The sequence below is a fragment of the Myxococcus virescens genome (assembly GCF_900101905.1).
GTDB classification, from domain to species: Bacteria; Myxococcota; Myxococcia; order Myxococcales; family Myxococcaceae; genus Myxococcus; species Myxococcus virescens.
In genome coordinates this window covers 90,986-105,740 of sequence record NZ_FNAJ01000015.1, presented here as the reverse complement: position 1 = coordinate 105,740, position 14,755 = coordinate 90,986, and the positions used below count along the sequence as shown (strand labels likewise).

General features: G+C 71.6%; 10 protein-coding genes. 4 read left to right on the top strand and 6 right to left on the bottom strand.

Features of this window, described 5'->3' with window-relative positions; genetic code table 11:
- Nucleotides 1–51: 51 nt before the first annotated feature.
- On the bottom strand, nucleotides 52–1,398 hold the full coding sequence (locus BLU09_RS30720; RefSeq protein ID WP_090493804.1) for a nicotinate phosphoribosyltransferase: 1,347 nt from the start codon (nucleotides 1,396–1,398) through the stop codon (nucleotides 52–54).
- Nucleotides 1,399–1,609: 211 nt separating this feature from the next.
- On the opposite strand from BLU09_RS30720, the gene BLU09_RS30715 reads away from it, so the two are divergent.
- Together BLU09_RS30715 and BLU09_RS30710 are read left to right on the top strand one after the other, a co-directional pair.
- Nucleotides 1,610–2,668, top strand: coding sequence for a 2-hydroxyacid dehydrogenase (locus BLU09_RS30715; protein ID WP_279627381.1), 1,059 nt, complete (start codon nucleotides 1,610–1,612; stop codon nucleotides 2,666–2,668).
- 35 nt (nucleotides 2,669–2,703) lie between these two features.
- Nucleotides 2,704–3,999 carry a universal stress protein gene (locus BLU09_RS30710; RefSeq protein ID WP_186817757.1) on the top strand — a complete coding sequence of 432 codons (1,296 nt, stop codon included), beginning with the start codon at nucleotides 2,704–2,706 and terminating at the stop codon, nucleotides 3,997–3,999.
- A 25-nt stretch (nucleotides 4,000–4,024) separates the two neighbouring features.
- Here the strand turns inward: BLU09_RS30710 and BLU09_RS30705 are convergent, their stop codons facing one another.
- From BLU09_RS30705 to BLU09_RS30695, 3 genes are read right to left on the bottom strand one after another with little or no spacing between them, the layout of a single operon-like run.
- Nucleotides 4,025–4,690: a metallophosphoesterase gene (locus tag BLU09_RS30705; RefSeq protein ID WP_090493801.1), complete on the bottom strand. Its 666-nt coding sequence runs from the start codon at nucleotides 4,688–4,690 to the stop codon at nucleotides 4,025–4,027.
- 60 nt (nucleotides 4,691–4,750) lie between these two features.
- Nucleotides 4,751–7,729, bottom strand: a complete 2,979-nt coding sequence (locus tag BLU09_RS30700; protein WP_090493799.1) for a tetratricopeptide repeat protein — start codon at nucleotides 7,727–7,729, stop codon at nucleotides 4,751–4,753.
- A gap of 12 nt (nucleotides 7,730–7,741) precedes the next feature.
- A complete protein-coding gene (locus BLU09_RS30695) occupies nucleotides 7,742–8,641 on the bottom strand; it encodes a sigma-70 family RNA polymerase sigma factor (protein ID WP_090493964.1) in 900 nt (299 codons plus the stop codon).
- 205 nt (nucleotides 8,642–8,846) lie between these two features.
- Here BLU09_RS30695 and alr point away from each other — a divergent pair, with 205 nt between their 5' ends.
- Nucleotides 8,847–10,076 carry an alanine racemase gene (gene alr / locus BLU09_RS30690; RefSeq protein WP_090493797.1) on the top strand — a complete coding sequence of 410 codons (1,230 nt, stop codon included), beginning with the start codon at nucleotides 8,847–8,849 and terminating at the stop codon, nucleotides 10,074–10,076.
- On the opposite strand, the gene BLU09_RS30685 is transcribed toward alr, so the two are convergent.
- The gene (locus tag BLU09_RS30685; protein ID WP_186817758.1) at nucleotides 10,033–11,076 is read right to left on the bottom strand and encodes a lysophospholipid acyltransferase family protein; all 1,044 of its coding nucleotides are present in this window, start codon (nucleotides 11,074–11,076) and stop codon (nucleotides 10,033–10,035) included. The two genes, alr and BLU09_RS30685, sit on opposite strands and share 44 nt — an antisense overlap.
- 95 nt (nucleotides 11,077–11,171) lie before the next feature.
- On the opposite strand from BLU09_RS30685, the gene BLU09_RS30680 reads away from it, so the two are divergent.
- On the top strand, nucleotides 11,172–13,925 hold the full coding sequence (locus tag BLU09_RS30680; protein WP_090493793.1) for a M1 family metallopeptidase: 2,754 nt from the start codon (nucleotides 11,172–11,174) through the stop codon (nucleotides 13,923–13,925).
- A gap of 64 nt (nucleotides 13,926–13,989) precedes the next feature.
- On the opposite strand, the gene BLU09_RS30675 is transcribed toward BLU09_RS30680, so the two are convergent.
- A complete protein-coding gene (locus BLU09_RS30675) occupies nucleotides 13,990–14,742 on the bottom strand; it encodes an enoyl-CoA hydratase (RefSeq protein ID WP_090493791.1) in 753 nt (250 codons plus the stop codon).
- Nucleotides 14,743–14,755 lie beyond the last annotated feature (13 nt).

The window sequence follows — 14,755 nt, the reverse complement described above, 5'->3', positions numbered from 1 at the left end:
GCCTTGGCGAAATGCCGGCAAGGGACTCCGTGCCGTGTGCATCACCGCGGCTCACGTCGCCGCGGACCACAGCTCCACTTCGTGCTCGCGAGCCCGCAGCAGCGCCTGTCCCAGCTCCACGGGATAGGGCGGCCGGGCGGGTGACAAGGCGCGAATCTCGGGCGGAAGTTGTGAGACTTCGCGTCGCGCGTATTCGCGGATGTCCTCGAGCGTTGGTGAGGCCTCGGACAACCGCTGTCCTCCGCGCATCACCGGTTGGAGCAAGGGCCTTCCGGGCGCGGTGTCCTGCCTGCACGTGAGCACGTCGCCGCGCGCCACGCCGTCCACCTCCCGCCGGTAGACTTGCTTCGCGCCCGGGAGCAGCAGCTTCCCCGATGACAGCTTCACTCGGGGCCGCCCTGCGTACGCCACCAGCTTGTAGGCCATGTCCACCGCGGGCGCGTCCGACGAAACGCCCATGGCCGTGCCCACGCCGAAGCTGTCGATGGGCGCCCCGCGCGTCACCAGCCTCTCCACCGCGTCTTCGTCCAGTCCGCCGCTCGCGTACACGCGCACCTGCTCCAGGCCGGCTTCATCGAGCATCTCCCGCGCCGCCTTCGACAACGCGAGCAAATCGCCCGAGTCCAGGCGGATGGAGCGCACCTGGAAGTCCTCGCCCAGCTCCCGCGCCAGCCGGATGACGTGCTGCACGCCGCGCAGCGTGTCGTAGGTGTCCACCAGCAGCGTGGCGTTGGGATGGACGCGCACGAAGGCGCGGAACGCCTCCAGTTCGTCGTCGTGCGACTGCACGTAGCTGTGCGCCATGGTGCCGGCGAGCGGAATCCCATACACCTTCCCCGCCAGCACGTTGGAGGTGGAGTCCACGCCCGCCACGTACGCCGCGCGCGCCGCCTTCATCCCGGCGTCCGTGCCGTGGTAGCGCCGCAAGCCGAAGTCCATGACGTGGCGTCCGGCGGCGGCCGTCACCACACGCGCGGCCTTCGAGGCCACGGTCGTCTGGAAGTGCACCTGGTTGAGGAGGTACGTCTCCACCAGCTGCGCCTCTGGCAGAGGCGCGCGGACCTCCAGCAGCGGCTCCTGGGCGAACACCGTCGTGCCCTCCGCGACGGCGTCCACGTCACCGCTGAAGCGGAAGCGTTCGAGCCACCCGAGCAGCCGGTCCGAGAAGCGGCCTCGAGATGCCAGCCAGTCCAGCGCCTCCGCGCCGAAGCGCAGCTGCTCCAGGTACCTCAGCGCATCGTCGAGCCCCGCTGCCAGCAGGTAGTTCCGCCGGGGCGGGAGCTTGCGCGCGAAGAGGCTGAACACGGCCTCGTCCCACATTCCCTCCTCGAGATAGGCCTCCGTCATCGTCAGTTGGTAGAGGTCCGTCAGCAGCGCGGTGTCTTCCGGCCAGGTCATGTCGGGGGCTCCGCTCGAAGGGGCACTGGCGCCTGAAACTCAAGCTAGGCCCTGGCCTCGACGCGCGCTCCCACCAGTCCGCTGCCCGGCGAGCAGGCGCCCGCTGCTCGTGCAGCTTTTGCCGCACGCCCCCTGGCTGCGCATCTTTTGCGCGGCTGTCGAGGTCCGGCGGCTTGGGGGGCTGCATGGAGCAGGCCTTGCATTGACGCTGGTGGCACGCGGCGAGGATGGCTCGCCGGGCAAGGGAGCGGGCATGCGGGTGGCTGTCTTCGACACACACCGATACGACCGGGACGCGCTGGAGGCCGCCAACGCACGTTTCGGACATGCGCTCACCTACTTCGAGCCGCGCCTGACGCTCCAGACGGCGCCGCTGGCGGAGGGCTTCCCCGCCGTGTGTTCCTTCGTCAACGACAAGGTGGACGCGGCCACGCTGGAGGTGCTGCACGCGGGTGGGGTGCGGCTCGTGGCGGCCCGCTCCGCGGGCTACAACCACGTGGACCTCGAAGCGGCGCGGCGGCTGGACATGCGCGTCACGCGCGTGCCGGAGTACTCACCCCACGCGGTGGCCGAGCACGCGGTGGCGTTGGTGATGTCCCTCAACCGTCACATCCCGCGTGCCTTCTCACGCGTGCGTGATTGGAACTTCTCGCTCGACGGGCTGGTGGGTTTCGACCTCGCCGGCAAGACGGTGGGCGTGGTGGGCACGGGCCGCATCGGCCGCGTGGCGGCGCGCATCTTCAAGGGCTTCGGTTGCAACGTGCTCTGCTACGACGTGGCGCCGGACGCGGCCTTCGAGCGCGAGCTGGGCGTGCGCTACGCCCCGCTCGACACGCTCTTCTCCGAGTCGGACATCCTCTCGCTGCATGTCCCGCTGACGCCGGGCACGCGGCACCTGGTGGACGCGGCGGCGCTGGCGCGGATGAAGCGGGGCGTGGTGCTCGTCAACACCGGCCGCGGCGCGCTCATCGACAGCAAGGCGCTGGTCGCCGCGCTCAAGTCCGGCCACATCGGCGGCGCCGGACTGGATGTGTATGAAGAAGAGGAGGGCGTCTTCTTTCAGGACCTCTCCGGGCAGGTGCTCCAGGATGACGTGCTGGCGCGGCTGCTCACCTTTCCGAACGTGCTCGTCACGTCGCATCAGGCCTTCCTCACCCATGAGGCGCTCGCCAACATCGCCGAGACGACCCTGGCGAGCCTCCAGGCCTTTGAGCGGGGCGAGCCCCTGGTGAACGAGGTGCGCGCCGAGCAGGTGCTCCGCGCGCGTTGATTTCCACTCCACGCCCTTTCGAACCTGGAGCTGCCATGTCCATTGTCTGTGCCACCAACTTCTCCGACTCCGCGCGGCGGGCCTCCACGCTGGCCGCGGAGCTGGCTCGCAAGGCCGGTACGTCCTTGTGGCTGGTTCATGTCCTCAACCCCGACTCCGTGCGCGCCTTCGGCAAGGCCCTGTTGGGGTCCGCCGAGGCGGTGCTGAGTGACGAGACGAAGCGCCTGGCGCAGCTGGGGGTGAAGGTGGAGCCCGTGCTCCTCACCGGCGAGCCGGCGGTGATGCTGGATGGGTTCTGCCGGGAGCAGGGTGCCTCGCTGGTGGTGGCCTCGCGGGCCGCGGACGAATCCCCCTTCGGAGGCGAAGGTGGCACGGTGGACCGGATGGCGCAGACGCTGACGGTGCCCCTGCTCGTCATGCGTGACCCTGAACCGCTGGAGGCGTGGGTCCGGGGCGAGCGGTCCCTGAAGGTGTTCCTCGGCGTGGACCGCTCCCTGCCCTTCGAGGCGGCGCGCGACTGGGTGATGACGCTGAGCAAGGGGGGCCGGGTGGACGTGGTGGGCGGACGCGTCTACTGGCCCGAGGAGGAAGCCCGCCGCCTGGGGCTGCGGCAGGCCTTGGCCTACGGTGAGGCCCTGCCCGAGCTGCAGCACGTGCTGGAGCGGGAGTGCGCGGAGTTGCTGGCCCCGCTGGCCCAGGGCGGAACGCCCGTGCGCACTCGCGTGGAGGTGGGCGTGGGGCGCATCGCCGACCACCTGGTCGACCTGGCCGAGCAGGAGCACGCGGACCTGCTGGTGGTGGGCACGCACCATCGGCGCGCGCTGGGGCGGTTGTGGAGTGTATCGCGCCATGCGCTGCGGCTGGCGCGGATGTCCGTGGTGTGCGTGCCCGCGCAGGCGATGGCGGTGGGCGCGGACACGCCGCTGCCGGAGTACCGGGAGGTGATGGTGGCCACGGACTTCTCGGAGACGGGCAACCGCGCGGTGGCCCATGCCTTTGCGTTGACGGCTCCGGGCGGCACGGTGCACCTGGTGCACGCCACGGAATCGAAGCCGTCAGTCGAGGAGGAGGCCCAGATGCGCGAGCAGCTCTCGGCGCTCGTCCCCAAGAGCGCGAACGACCGGAACGTGCGGCTGAACATCATCCCCGGCAGCAAGGACGTGGTGGCCACGCTGGCGCAGACGGCCGAGCGGCTGGGCGCGAGCGCCATCGTCATGGGCACGCATGGGCGGTCGGGCTGGAAGCGCGCCGTGCTGGGCTCGGTGACGCAGTCCCTGCTGCTGCGCACGGACCGGCCCGTGCTGGTGGTGCGGCCCCCGGCGACGTCGTGATGACGCGCGTGGACGCTTCCTTCGATTAGGAGGCGTCCACGTCCACGTAGGCGCGCTTCGCCAGGACGGACACGAGGCGGCCCTCCGGCATCACGTAGGCGGAGAGCTTGCCGCCGTACACGCAGCCGGAGTCCAGCCCCACCGCATGCGGGTGCCGCTGGATGCCCCGCATGGCGTCATGGCCGAAGATGACCAGCTGCGGCCCCTGCCACAGGCTGGCCCAGGGCGCGCCCGCGTCCACGCGCTTCGACGGCGTCCCATCCGGCAGGATGCTGCGCAGGTTGAGCAGCTCGTCTTCCTTCTGCGCCTCCAGCGGCACGCCTGGCACCAACCCGCCGTGCACGGCGACCACGTTCAGCTCGGGGAAGAAGCGGTACAGCGGCTGGGATTCCAGCCAGGCCCAGTCCTCGGGCGTCAGGGTGTCCAGCACCTGCTGATGCTCGGGCTTCAGCTTCTTGCCGCGCGGTCCCCGGCCGGCGTGCCAGCGCAGCACGTGGGCGTCATGGTTGCCTCGCACCGCCAGGAAGCCCTTCTCACGCGCGCGGCGCACCACACCGGCGGAGTCCGGGCCCTTCGCCACCAGGTCCCCCACCAGCACCACGCGGTCGTCCGGCCGCCAGGCGCACTGCGTCAGCAGCGCGTCCAGCTCCTCCGCGCACCCGTGCACGTCTCCAATGAAGAGCGTTCGCATCCGCTCTCCCTTTAATGCGCTTTGCATCTATCCGGAAACCCTCTGTCGGGTGTCAGGCATTCAGGGGGCTCGCGCGGCGGGAATGTGTGTGGGCCTGGGCAGGCGTGCCCGCCAGGCATCCACTTCCTCCAGCGCCTCCTGCCCAGACGCCCCCAGCGTCACCAATGACTCACGGGCTTCCTCCGCCAGCTGAAGCGCACGGGGCCCGTCCCGCTTCGCGTCCCAGAGCGCTTGCGCCAGGAGGAATCGCGCGCGTGCCTGCTCGCTGGGCGCCTGCGGCGACCGGGCTCCGCTGGCCACCACCCGCTCCAGGAGTTCGGCGGCCTGAAGCGGCCGGTGCAGCGCCAGCAGCGTGCGGCCCAGGTCCATCAGCGTCCCCGTCCGGTAGCCAAAGGCGTCGTCCTCGCGCGCGTCGAGGATGGCGCGGGCGCGCTCGAGGTAGGGCAGGGCTTCGGTGTAGCGCTGGTCCATCATCAAGAGTTTGCCCGTGGCCCGCAGCGTCTGGGCCACGTAGGGATGCTGGGCGCCCAGCCGCTGCTCCAGCGGCGCGAGCATGGTGTGGAAGCGGGTCAGGGCCTCTTCGGAGCGGCCGGCGCGCGCCATCAACGTGGCCAGGTTGCCCGAAGTGATGAGCGCCCCCGCGCCGTCCGCACCTTCGACCTTGAGCGCGATGTCCAGCGCGCGCTCCTGGAGCCGCAGCGCCTCATCGGAGCGGTTCATCCGCTGGAGGGCCGCGGCCAGGGGATTGATGGCGGAGGCGACGTCCGGGTGCTCGGGGCCGAGCGCGCGCTCGAAGACCTCCAGCGCGCCGCGGGCCAGGGCTTCCACCTGTTCGACGTCAGACCTGCGCCAGTGCGCATAGGCCAGCTCCAGCTGGGCACGTGCCACGTCCGGATGGCTGGGCCCCAGGGCCGCGCGGCGCGTGCTCAGTGCCTGCTCGAAGAGCCGCATCGCCTCGTCGGCGCGCAGTTGCGCCATGCGCGTGGCGCCCAGCTCGAGCCGGACGTCGGTGACCTCCAGGCTGTCAGGCCCATAGGTGGCTTCCAAGCGCGAGAGGGCGGACTCCTGCTGTTCGGCCGCCTCCGTGTAGCGCCCCTGCGCGAAGAGGAGCGCGCCGACCCGGGCCTGGAGCTGCGCGCGCAGCACGCCGTCACCGCCCAGCCGTTCAATGGCGGCCTCCGCGCGCTCACGCCACCGGTGTCCCAGGGCGTGCTGGTCCAGCACATAGCCGGAGGCGTGCACCAGTCGCGTCCAGGCGCGCGCGGCCGCCACGTCGTTGCGCCCGGCCTCCGCGTTCCACACGGCGTTGAAGTAGGTGGTCTCCGCGTCGCGCGGCTGGCCTGTCTCCTCCCGCAGCTGTCCCATCAGCAGCAGGGCGTCCGCGCCGCCGTGGCGGTCATCCGCGTCCTTCGCCGCCTTCACCACGGGCTCCAGTAGCGCCACCGCCTCCGTGTACTTGCCCGCGGCCTTCAGGGCTCGCACCCGCACCAGCATCCGTGCCCGTTCAAGAGAGGCGCCGTTCGTGGGTTGGGGCTCACGCGCCGCCAGTGCCGCCAGGTCCGAGCACCTGCCCAGCGGCGGCAGGGCCTCCGCGGCGCGCGCGGCCAGCTCCACGGTGCCCGCGTCCGCCCGGGTGAAGAGCTGCGTGAGGGCGGCCACTTCCGCCAGCCGCCCATCCAGGCAGTGCATGCGCCGCGCGAGCACCTGCTCGGATTGCTCTCCCCGCACGCGCGTGGCCTCGCAAGCGGAGGTTCGCATCGACGCCCACTCCGCGGTGTACGCATCCAGCGAGCGCCGCACGCGGAGCCATGCGGCGGGCGCGAAGGGCTTGCCCGTCGCGAGGAAGGCGGACTCGATGGTCTGCTGCGCTTCCGGCCCCCACACCGAGGCCATGGCCTCGTCGGCGCGCTGGCATGCCCGTGCCCGGCTGGCGTGCACCGCGTGGGTGAGGCCCACCGCCAGCAGCAGCAGCGCCGCGCCGCCCACCGCGGGCAACCAGCGCTTCCAGCGCGAGGCCGGGTCGTGCTGAAGCGCGACCAGCAGGGCATTCAGGTCCGTGTACCGGTCCATGGCGCTGGCGGACAGCCCCCGCAGCAGCACGCGCCGCAGCCAGGGCGGGACGTGTGTGCCCCGGGGCGCGGGCCGCACCTTGCCGGCGCGGACCTCGGTCAGCAGTTCGAGCGGGGTGGTGGCGGCGAAGGGGCGCTCGCCGTAGAGGGCCTCGTACAGCGTGACGCAGAAGGCGAACTGGTCGCTTCGGGCATCCGCGGGCGCGTGGGCCTCCATCTGCTCGGGGGCCATGTACGCGGGCGTGCCTCCCGCCAGGGGGGACACGTCGTCCAATGGATTGGCGTTGCGCGCGAGCCCGAAGTCGGTGACGCGCACGCGGCCGTCCTGGCCCACCAGCAGGTTCTCCGGCTTGAAATCCCCGTGGACCACGCCCGCCGCGTGCGCCGCCGCGAGTCCCCGGCCCGCGTCCAGGAACAGCGCCAGCACCTGTCGCCACGTCCGAGGCGCGTCCTTCAGCCAGGGGCGCAGCGTCCGCGCGTCCACCAACTCCATGGTGAGGAACACCTGCGGCCCGAAGGTGCCCACGTCGTAGACGGGCACCACGTGCGGATGGGAGACGCGTGCCATGGCTTGCGCTTCGTGCAGCAGGTGCGCGCGGCCCTGCTCCGCCTCCAGGCCCAGGGCCGCGACGCGCAGCAGCTTGAGCGCCACGCGCCGGTCCAGCTCCGGGTCGTAGGCGCTGTAGACGACGCCCATGCCTCCGGAGGCCAGCCGCTCCAACACCAGGTAGCGGCCCACCGCGGTGCCTCGCTCCAGCGAGGGGCCTTTTCCCGAAGGCGGCCGGGCGTGCGTCAGCGCGGTGGTGGCCTCGGGCGGGTCGTCGTCGGGGGCCTGTGCCCGCAGGGCCTCGGCCACCATGCGGCGGCAGGCGGAGCAGGTGTCCAGGTGCGCATCCACCTCCGTCGCCCGCGCGGGAGGCAGGCCCCCCATCAGCAGCGCCACGAACGTGTTTTCATCCAGGCAGGCCATGGGGCGCGCGCGTCAATCGTTCATCCGCGAGCGCAGCAGGCGGCTGAGGCTCACGTCGAGCTGACTGGAGATGAGGCGCAGCACGCTGTCGAGCTGGGAGGACGTGAGGCGCAGGCGCTCGGTGAGCCGTTGCCGCGTCTGCTGGAGCAGGGTCTCCTGCGCGCCCAGCACCCAGCGCGCCGTGGTGGAGCGGTGCACGCCGTACAGCGCGGCGAGCTGGTCGATGCTCAGGCCGTCCAGGTACTTGAGGCGCAGCACGTTGCGCTGGCGCGGCTCCAGCGCGAGGAGCGCGGTGGAGAAGCAGTCGCTGAACTCGGCGCGGTACGTGCGCTTGAGGTAGGCCAGCTCGGGGTCGTCCTCGGGAGACACCAGCATCGACAGGTCGCCGTCGTCCGTGGAGGCCGCTGGTCCGCCGCGCTGCCGCTGCCAGTCCAGGGCGAGCCACAGCGCCGCCGCGCGCACCCAGCCACTCAGCGGGCCCGTGCCCGGATAGGCCGCCAGCCGGGCCGGTGTCTCCGCGCTGCCCACGAGCATGCGCTGTCGCAAAAGCTGGCGTACCTCGTCCAGGCCCGAGGGCGGCAGCTTCAGCCGGACCACCGCGAGGTTCACCTCCGGGAGGTAGCGCGCCTCGAACGCGGAGAGCGCCGTGGGCAGCCCGTCCGCCGCCGCGCGAGCGAGGTAGACGTCCGGCAGGCTCAGGGTCTCCACCGCCACCGCCGTGCCGTCACCGGGGAGCAGCCGGGCGAGGTGACTGACGAAGCGGTGGCCTTCCAGGTCCACCCCGGGCCAGGGCGCGCGTGCCATGTCCAGGGCCTGGGCCAGCCGTGCTTGGAGTGGGGCCAGCGACTCCGGCGAAGACGCCTCCGCGCCACCGCGCGCCGCGACGAAGGCCTGGGCCAGGGATAAGTCCATGGGGGACACGCGCGAGTCGATGGCACCGCCTCCGGGAAACCGCTCCGGGCGGCTCAACCGTCGGGGGCGACAATGCTTCCCCAGCGGCCCTTCCAGCAAGGAGGCGACCTGGACCCGGGGCGCTGCCACCGCCGTCCGCCTGCTCCGCGCGCGGGCGGGTGTGGCGTATGGGCCGCGCCTGGCGCATGGCCCGCGCATTGCTGGTATGGCTGCGAGCGTGGTGGAGGTGAACGTGGAGTCAATCGGCAGTGGCCCAGGAGACGCGGTCCATTCCTCGTGGCTGGAGTTGAGTGCGTCCGCCCTGCGGCACAACGTCGCCGTGTTCCGGGCCCTGGGGGGGCAGGGGGCGCCTCGCGCCCTGGGGGTGGTGCTCAAGGGCAACGCGTATGGGCACGGGCTGGCGCAGGTGCTGCCCGTGGTCCACGGCGAGGTGGACCTCCTCTATGTCATTGCCCCGCAGGACGCGCTGAAGGTGCGGGAGTACGAACGGGCACAGGGACTGGCGCCGCGGCAGGTGCTCGTCCTGGGCGCGGTGGCGCCGGATGAAGCGGTGGTGCTGGCGCGCGAGGGCGTGGACGCGGTGGTGGCGGACCGTGGCTGGGCGGACGCGGCGGCGGTGTTGCGCGCGGCGAAGCTGGAGCGTCCCCTGCGGGTCCACGTCCACCTCGACACCGGCCTGGGGCGCGAGGGCTTCACGCTGGAGGGGCTGCCCACGGAGTCGCGTTTCCTCTCGGAGTCCCGCGACGTGCTGGAGGTGGTGGGCGTGCTCAGCCACTTCGCCAACACGGAGGACGTGACGGAGCAGGGGTACGCGTTGGCGCAGGTGGACGCCTTCGAGAAGGGGCTGGCGTTCCTCTCCGAGCAGCTGGCGCCGGTCCGGCCGCTGCAAAGGCACATCGCCGCGAGCGCCGCGACGCTGGTGTTGCCCCGCGCCCGCTATGAGGCGCTGCGCGTGGGGATTTCGCTCTACGGGCTGTGGCCGTCGCCGGAGACGCGGCTGTCCGCGCGGCTGGTGCTGGGCGAGGTTCCGGTGCTCAAGCCGGTGCTGTCGTGGCGGTGCCGCAGCCAGGTGGTGAAGTGGCTGCCCGCGGGCAGCTACGTGGGCTACGGCTGCACGTACCGGTGTCCGGAGCCCACGCGCATCGCGGTGCTGCCGGTGGGGTACTACGACGGCTACCCGCGCCTCGTGTCGGGCAAGGCGCACGTGTTGGTGAATGGCCGCCGGTGTCCGGTGCTGGGGCGGGTGATGATGAATCACCTCATCGTGGACGTGACCCGCGCCACGTCCGACGAGCACCCCGTGACGGCCACCCTGATGGGCCGCGACGGCGAGGAGTCCGTGCCCGCCGAGTCACTGGCCGGCTGGGCCCAGACGATTCACTACGAGCTGGTCACCCGGCTGGGGGCGCACCTGAAGCGGACGGTGGTGGCGTAGTCCCGGCGGGCAGGGCGGCCTCCGGTGGCGGCTGCACCTTCCAGCGGCGGTGCAGCCACATCCACTGGTCCGGGTACTTGCGGATGCAGCGCTCCAGCGCGGCCGTCACGCGCGCGGTGTGCTCCGTAATCGGGTCGGCGCACTCACCCGGCGCGGGCGGGAGGATGGGGCCTTCCACTTCCATGCGGAAGCGGGCGCCGCCTCGGCCGTTGCGTACGCCCATCACCACGAACACCGGGGCGTCCGTGCGCGCCGCCGCCACCGCCATGGCCGGCGTGGTGGAGGCCAGCTTGCCGAAGAAGGGCACGAAGGCCGCCCCCTTCGCCGGCAGCGCCTGGTCCAGCAGCATGAAGGGGGACTCGCCGCGATTCACCGCGTCGATGATTTCCTGGATGGCGCCTCGCGGATAGATGAGGCCGGCGCCCACGCGCACGCGGTTCTCCGCGATGCGCGTGTTGAGCGCGCCCTTCAGCGGGCGCACCAGCGCGTCCAGCGGGATGCCATGGCGGATGAGCATGTCCCCCAGCAACTCCCAGTTGCCGAAGTGCGCCGTCACCAGCAGCGCGCCCTTGCCCGTGGCCACGCGCGCCTTCAGCGCCTGCCAGGCCGCATCGCCTTCCACGCCCTGCTCGGCCCAGTCCCGCGGCAGCCGGTCGCCGGAGGGCAGCGACTCCAGCACCACGCGCGACATGTTGATGTAGGCGCCGCGCGCAATCTCCCGGCGCTCCGCGTCACTCTTCTCCGGCATCGCCAGGGCCAGGTTTTCCAACGCCACGCGACGACGGATACCCAGCCTGTATGCGAGGTTGCCCACGAAGCGAGCGAGCGCGTCACGCGACTCCGGAGACAGCCACGTCAAGAACGCCCAGACAAAGCGCGTGAGGAATCCCACCACCCGTCCGGGTGGCGTGCCGACGATGCGGCGCAGGTGCTCTGACGGGAGCTTCTGCGTCACGGCGGGTGAGTCAGGGGGCGGGGATGCAGGCGCAATCTGGGACACGTGACGCACTCCACCTCGAAGTGGAGATGACGGCAAGGCCACACCTGCTTGTTGCGCGCTACCTTGCTCGCCCGGCATGGGACACACTGCGCGCCATGCCCAACCTGCTCCGTCCAGCGGCACTGGCCGCTGTCGCCCTCCTCAGTGCGTGCGGTGCCCGGCAGAACCCTCCCGCCACCGCTGAACCCCTCCCGGCCCAGGCGTCACGACAGGCCGTCTCCGCCACACCGCCGTCACCGAAGCTGCGCCTGCCCACGGAGGTGCGCCCCACCGGCTACAAGGTGGAGCTCACGCTGGACCCGAAGGTGTCCTCGTTCCAGGGCGTGATGGACATCTCGCTCGACGTGACGACGCCCACGTCCGTGGTGTGGCTGCACGCCAAGAGCCTCAACGTGACGGGGGCCGTGTTCATCCAGAACGGCTCGGCTTTCTTCGGGACGCCCGTGAAGGGCGAGGAGGACTTCCTCGGCTTCTCCGTGGCGAAGCCGCTGGCCACCGGCCCGGCGAGGCTGCGCATCAACTATGAAGGCGTCGCGTCGGAGAAGGAGACGGACGGCGCCTTCCGCGTCAAGGAAGGCGGGGACTGGTACATCTACACCCAGTTCGAGCCGGTGGACGCGCGCCGCGTGTTCCCCTCCTTCGACGAGCCCGGCTTCAAGGTGCCGTGGCAGCTCACCTTCCACGTGCCCGCGGGCGTCGTGGCCGTCACCAACACGCCGCAGGAGTCGGAGGAGGTGCGCCCGGACGGTGGCCGCACCTACCGCTTCGCGCGCACGCAGCCGCTGCCCAGCTACCTCATCGCCTTCGGCGTGGGGCCCTTCGACTTCCTCCCCGCCGCGGACGCGGGTCAGAAGAAGGTGAAGACGCGCATCATCACCCCGCGCGGCCGCACGGCGGAGGGCGCCTACGCCGCGCAGGTGACGCCGGAAATCCTCGCCGCGCTGGAGGACTACTTCGGCATCCCGTACCCGTACGAGAAGCTGGACGTGCTGGCGGTGCCGCTGCTGGGCGGCGCCATGGAGCACCCGGGCCTGGTGACGTTCAACTCGCGCCTCATCCTCGCGAAGCCGGAGGAAGACTCGCTGGGCCGCCAGCGTGCCTTCTCCGACACGCAGGTGCACGAGCTGGCGCACCAGTGGTTCGGCAACCTGGTCACCATGCAGTGGTGGGATGACCTGTGGCTCAACGAGGCCTTCGCCTCGTGGATGACCCCGCGCATCGTCGAAACGTGGCGCCCCGCCTGGGACGCGCCCGTGGAGCGCGTGCACGACCGCGCCCGGGCCCTGGACGTGGACAGCCTCCTGTCGGCGCGCCGCATCCGCCAGCCCATCGAGAGCGCCAACGACATCCACAACGCCTTTGACGGCATCACCTACGGCAAGGGCTCCGCGGTGCTCAGCATGACGGAGGAGTGGCTGGGCCGGGAGGTCTTCCAGCGCGGCATCCAGCGCTACTTCCGCAAGCACGCGGGTGGAAACGCCACCGCGAAGGACTTCCTGGACGCCGTGTCCGCCGAGGCGGGCAAGGACGTGACGGGCATGCTGGGGACCTTCCTGGACCAGAGCGGGGCGCCGCTCGTCACCGCGTCGCTGGCGTGCGGCGCGGACGGCGCGAAGGTGGTGCTCACGCAGCAGCGCTACCTGCGGCTGGGGGCCGCGTCGCCGGGCCCGCAGACGTGGAAGGTGCCGGTGTGCGTGGAGTACGCGGCGGGCGGCAAGGAGGCCCGGACCTGCACGCTGCTGGAGGGCGAGCGCGCCGAGGTGGCCCTGCGCGAGGCGAAGACGTGCCCGGACTGGGTGTTTCCCAACGCGGAGGGCGCGGGCTACTTCCGGGTCCAACTGGATGGGGACGCGGCGGCGAAGCTGGCGAAGTCCGGGATGAAGCGGCTGTCGCGCGCCGAGCAGGTGACGTTCCTGACGGACGTGCGCGCGCTGGCCCTGGCCGGGACGATTCCCGCCGCCGAGGCCCTGGCCCTGACGAGCCGCCTGGCGAATGAGCCGGACCGCGTCGTCACCCTGGCCTCGCTGGACCTGCTGGAGCTGGTCAGCTCGCGGCTGCTTCCGGACGAGAAGCTGAAGGACCGGGCCCGCTTCCTGCGGGAGACCTATGGCCCCCGGGCGCGGCAGCTCGGCTTCGCCCCGCGCCAGGGCGAGAGCGAGGACACGCGCCTGCTCCGGCCCCGGCTGGTGCGGCTGGCGGGACGGGACGGCAGGGACCCGAAGCTGCTCGCGGAGGCGCGTGTCCTCGCGAACAAGTGGTTGAAGGACAAGCGCGCGGTGGCGCCGGAGATGGTGGACGTGGTGCTCGCCCTCGCCGCCACCGAGAACGACGCGGCCTTCCGGGAGCAGCTCGTCGTGGCGGTGCGCTCGGAGAAGGAGCGGCGCACGCGCCAGCACCTCATCGGCGCGCTGAGCAGCTTCACGGACCCAGAGCTGGTGAAGCAGAACCTGGCCCTGGTGTTCGAGAAGGGCTTGGACCCGCGTGAGACGATGTGGATGGCGTTCGCGGCCTCGCAGGGCCTGCGCACCCAGGATGTGGCCTTCGACTTCGTGAAGGAGAACTACGACCGCCTGGTGGGGGACTCCCCCGAGGCGCTGCTGCCGCTCGATGCCGCCGGCCGCATGGCCTACATCGGCAGCAACTTCTGCGATGCGGGCAAGCGTCAGCAGGTGGAGGACTTCTTCTCCGAGCGCAGCGCGAAGGCGCCGGGTGGCCCCCGGGTGCTGGCGCAGGTGTTGGAGCTCGTGGACCAGTGCATCGCGCTGAAGAAGACGCAGGCGGCCAGCGTCGAGTCCTTCCTCGCGAAGGGCACCCCGCCGCGTCCGCCGCGGGCACCCACGTCGCGGTAGTCGCGCGGTCGGCCGGGCCCGGCATCCCTCATGGGGTGTCCGGGCCCGGAGGTTCCGCCAGGCCCTACTTCCGGCCGCGGGACATGAAGGACATGAAGGCTTCCTGCGCCTCGGTGGACTGGAGGCGCTGGATGAACTCGCCGCCCTCGCGGGCCAGCGTCTCGCGAATCTGGGCGCGCAGGGGCTCGCGAATCAGCCGCTTCGTCACGCGCACCGCCTCGGCGGGGCGGGAGGCCAGCGTGGTGGCGCGCTCGGTGGCCACCTGCTGGAGGCTGGCGTCCGGCACCACCTTGTTGATGATGCCCGCGCGCAGCGCCGTGGCCGCGTCGAAGGGCTCGCCGAAGAGGAGCAGCTCGCTGGCCAGCGCGAAGCCCGCCGTCCTGGGGATGAGCAGGCTGCTGGCGCCCTCCGCGCACAGCCCCAACTGGACGAAGGGCATGTGGAAGCGCGCTCGCTCGCTGGCCACCACGTAGTCACAGTGCAGCAGCATCGTCGTGCCGATGCCCACCGCCGGGCCGTCCACCGCCGCCAGCACCGGCTTGTCCGCGTCCACCAGCGCGCGCAGGAAGCGGAACACGGCGCTGTCCTCGCCCGCGGGCGGGTGCTCCATGAAGTCGCCAATGTCGTTGCCGGCGGTGAAGACGTTGCCCGCACCGGTGAGCAGCACCGCGCGCACGTCGACGTTGCCCTCCGCGTCCTTCAGCGCGCGGGTGGCCGCCTCGTACATGGCATGCGTGAAGGCGTTCTTCTTCTCGGGCCGGTTGAAGGTGAGGGTGAGGACCCCCGAGTCGAGCTTCGTCAGCAGCGTGTCGGACATGGTGCCGGGGAGC

Bases quoted from the DNA above. Each gene is read 5' to 3' on its own strand.
- BLU09_RS30675 (WP_090493791.1), bottom strand. From the start codon at position 14,742: ATGTCCGACACGCTGCTGACGAAGCTCGACTCGGGGGTCCTCACCCTC.
- BLU09_RS30705 (WP_090493801.1), bottom strand. From the start codon at position 4,690: ATGCGAACGCTCTTCATTGGAGACGTGCACGGGTGCGCGGAGGAGCTG.
- BLU09_RS30700 (WP_090493799.1), bottom strand. From the start codon at position 7,729: ATGGCCTGCCTGGATGAAAACACGTTCGTGGCGCTGCTGATGGGGGGC.
- BLU09_RS30710 (WP_186817757.1), top strand. From the start codon at position 2,704: ATGTCCATTGTCTGTGCCACCAACTTCTCCGACTCCGCGCGGCGGGCC.
- BLU09_RS30680 (WP_090493793.1), top strand. From the start codon at position 11,172: ATGCCCAACCTGCTCCGTCCAGCGGCACTGGCCGCTGTCGCCCTCCTC.
- alr (WP_090493797.1), top strand. From the start codon at position 8,847: ATGGCTGCGAGCGTGGTGGAGGTGAACGTGGAGTCAATCGGCAGTGGC.
- BLU09_RS30695 (WP_090493964.1), bottom strand. From the start codon at position 8,641: ATGGACTTATCCCTGGCCCAGGCCTTCGTCGCGGCGCGCGGTGGCGCG.
- BLU09_RS30720 (WP_090493804.1), bottom strand. From the start codon at position 1,398: ATGACCTGGCCGGAAGACACCGCGCTGCTGACGGACCTCTACCAACTG.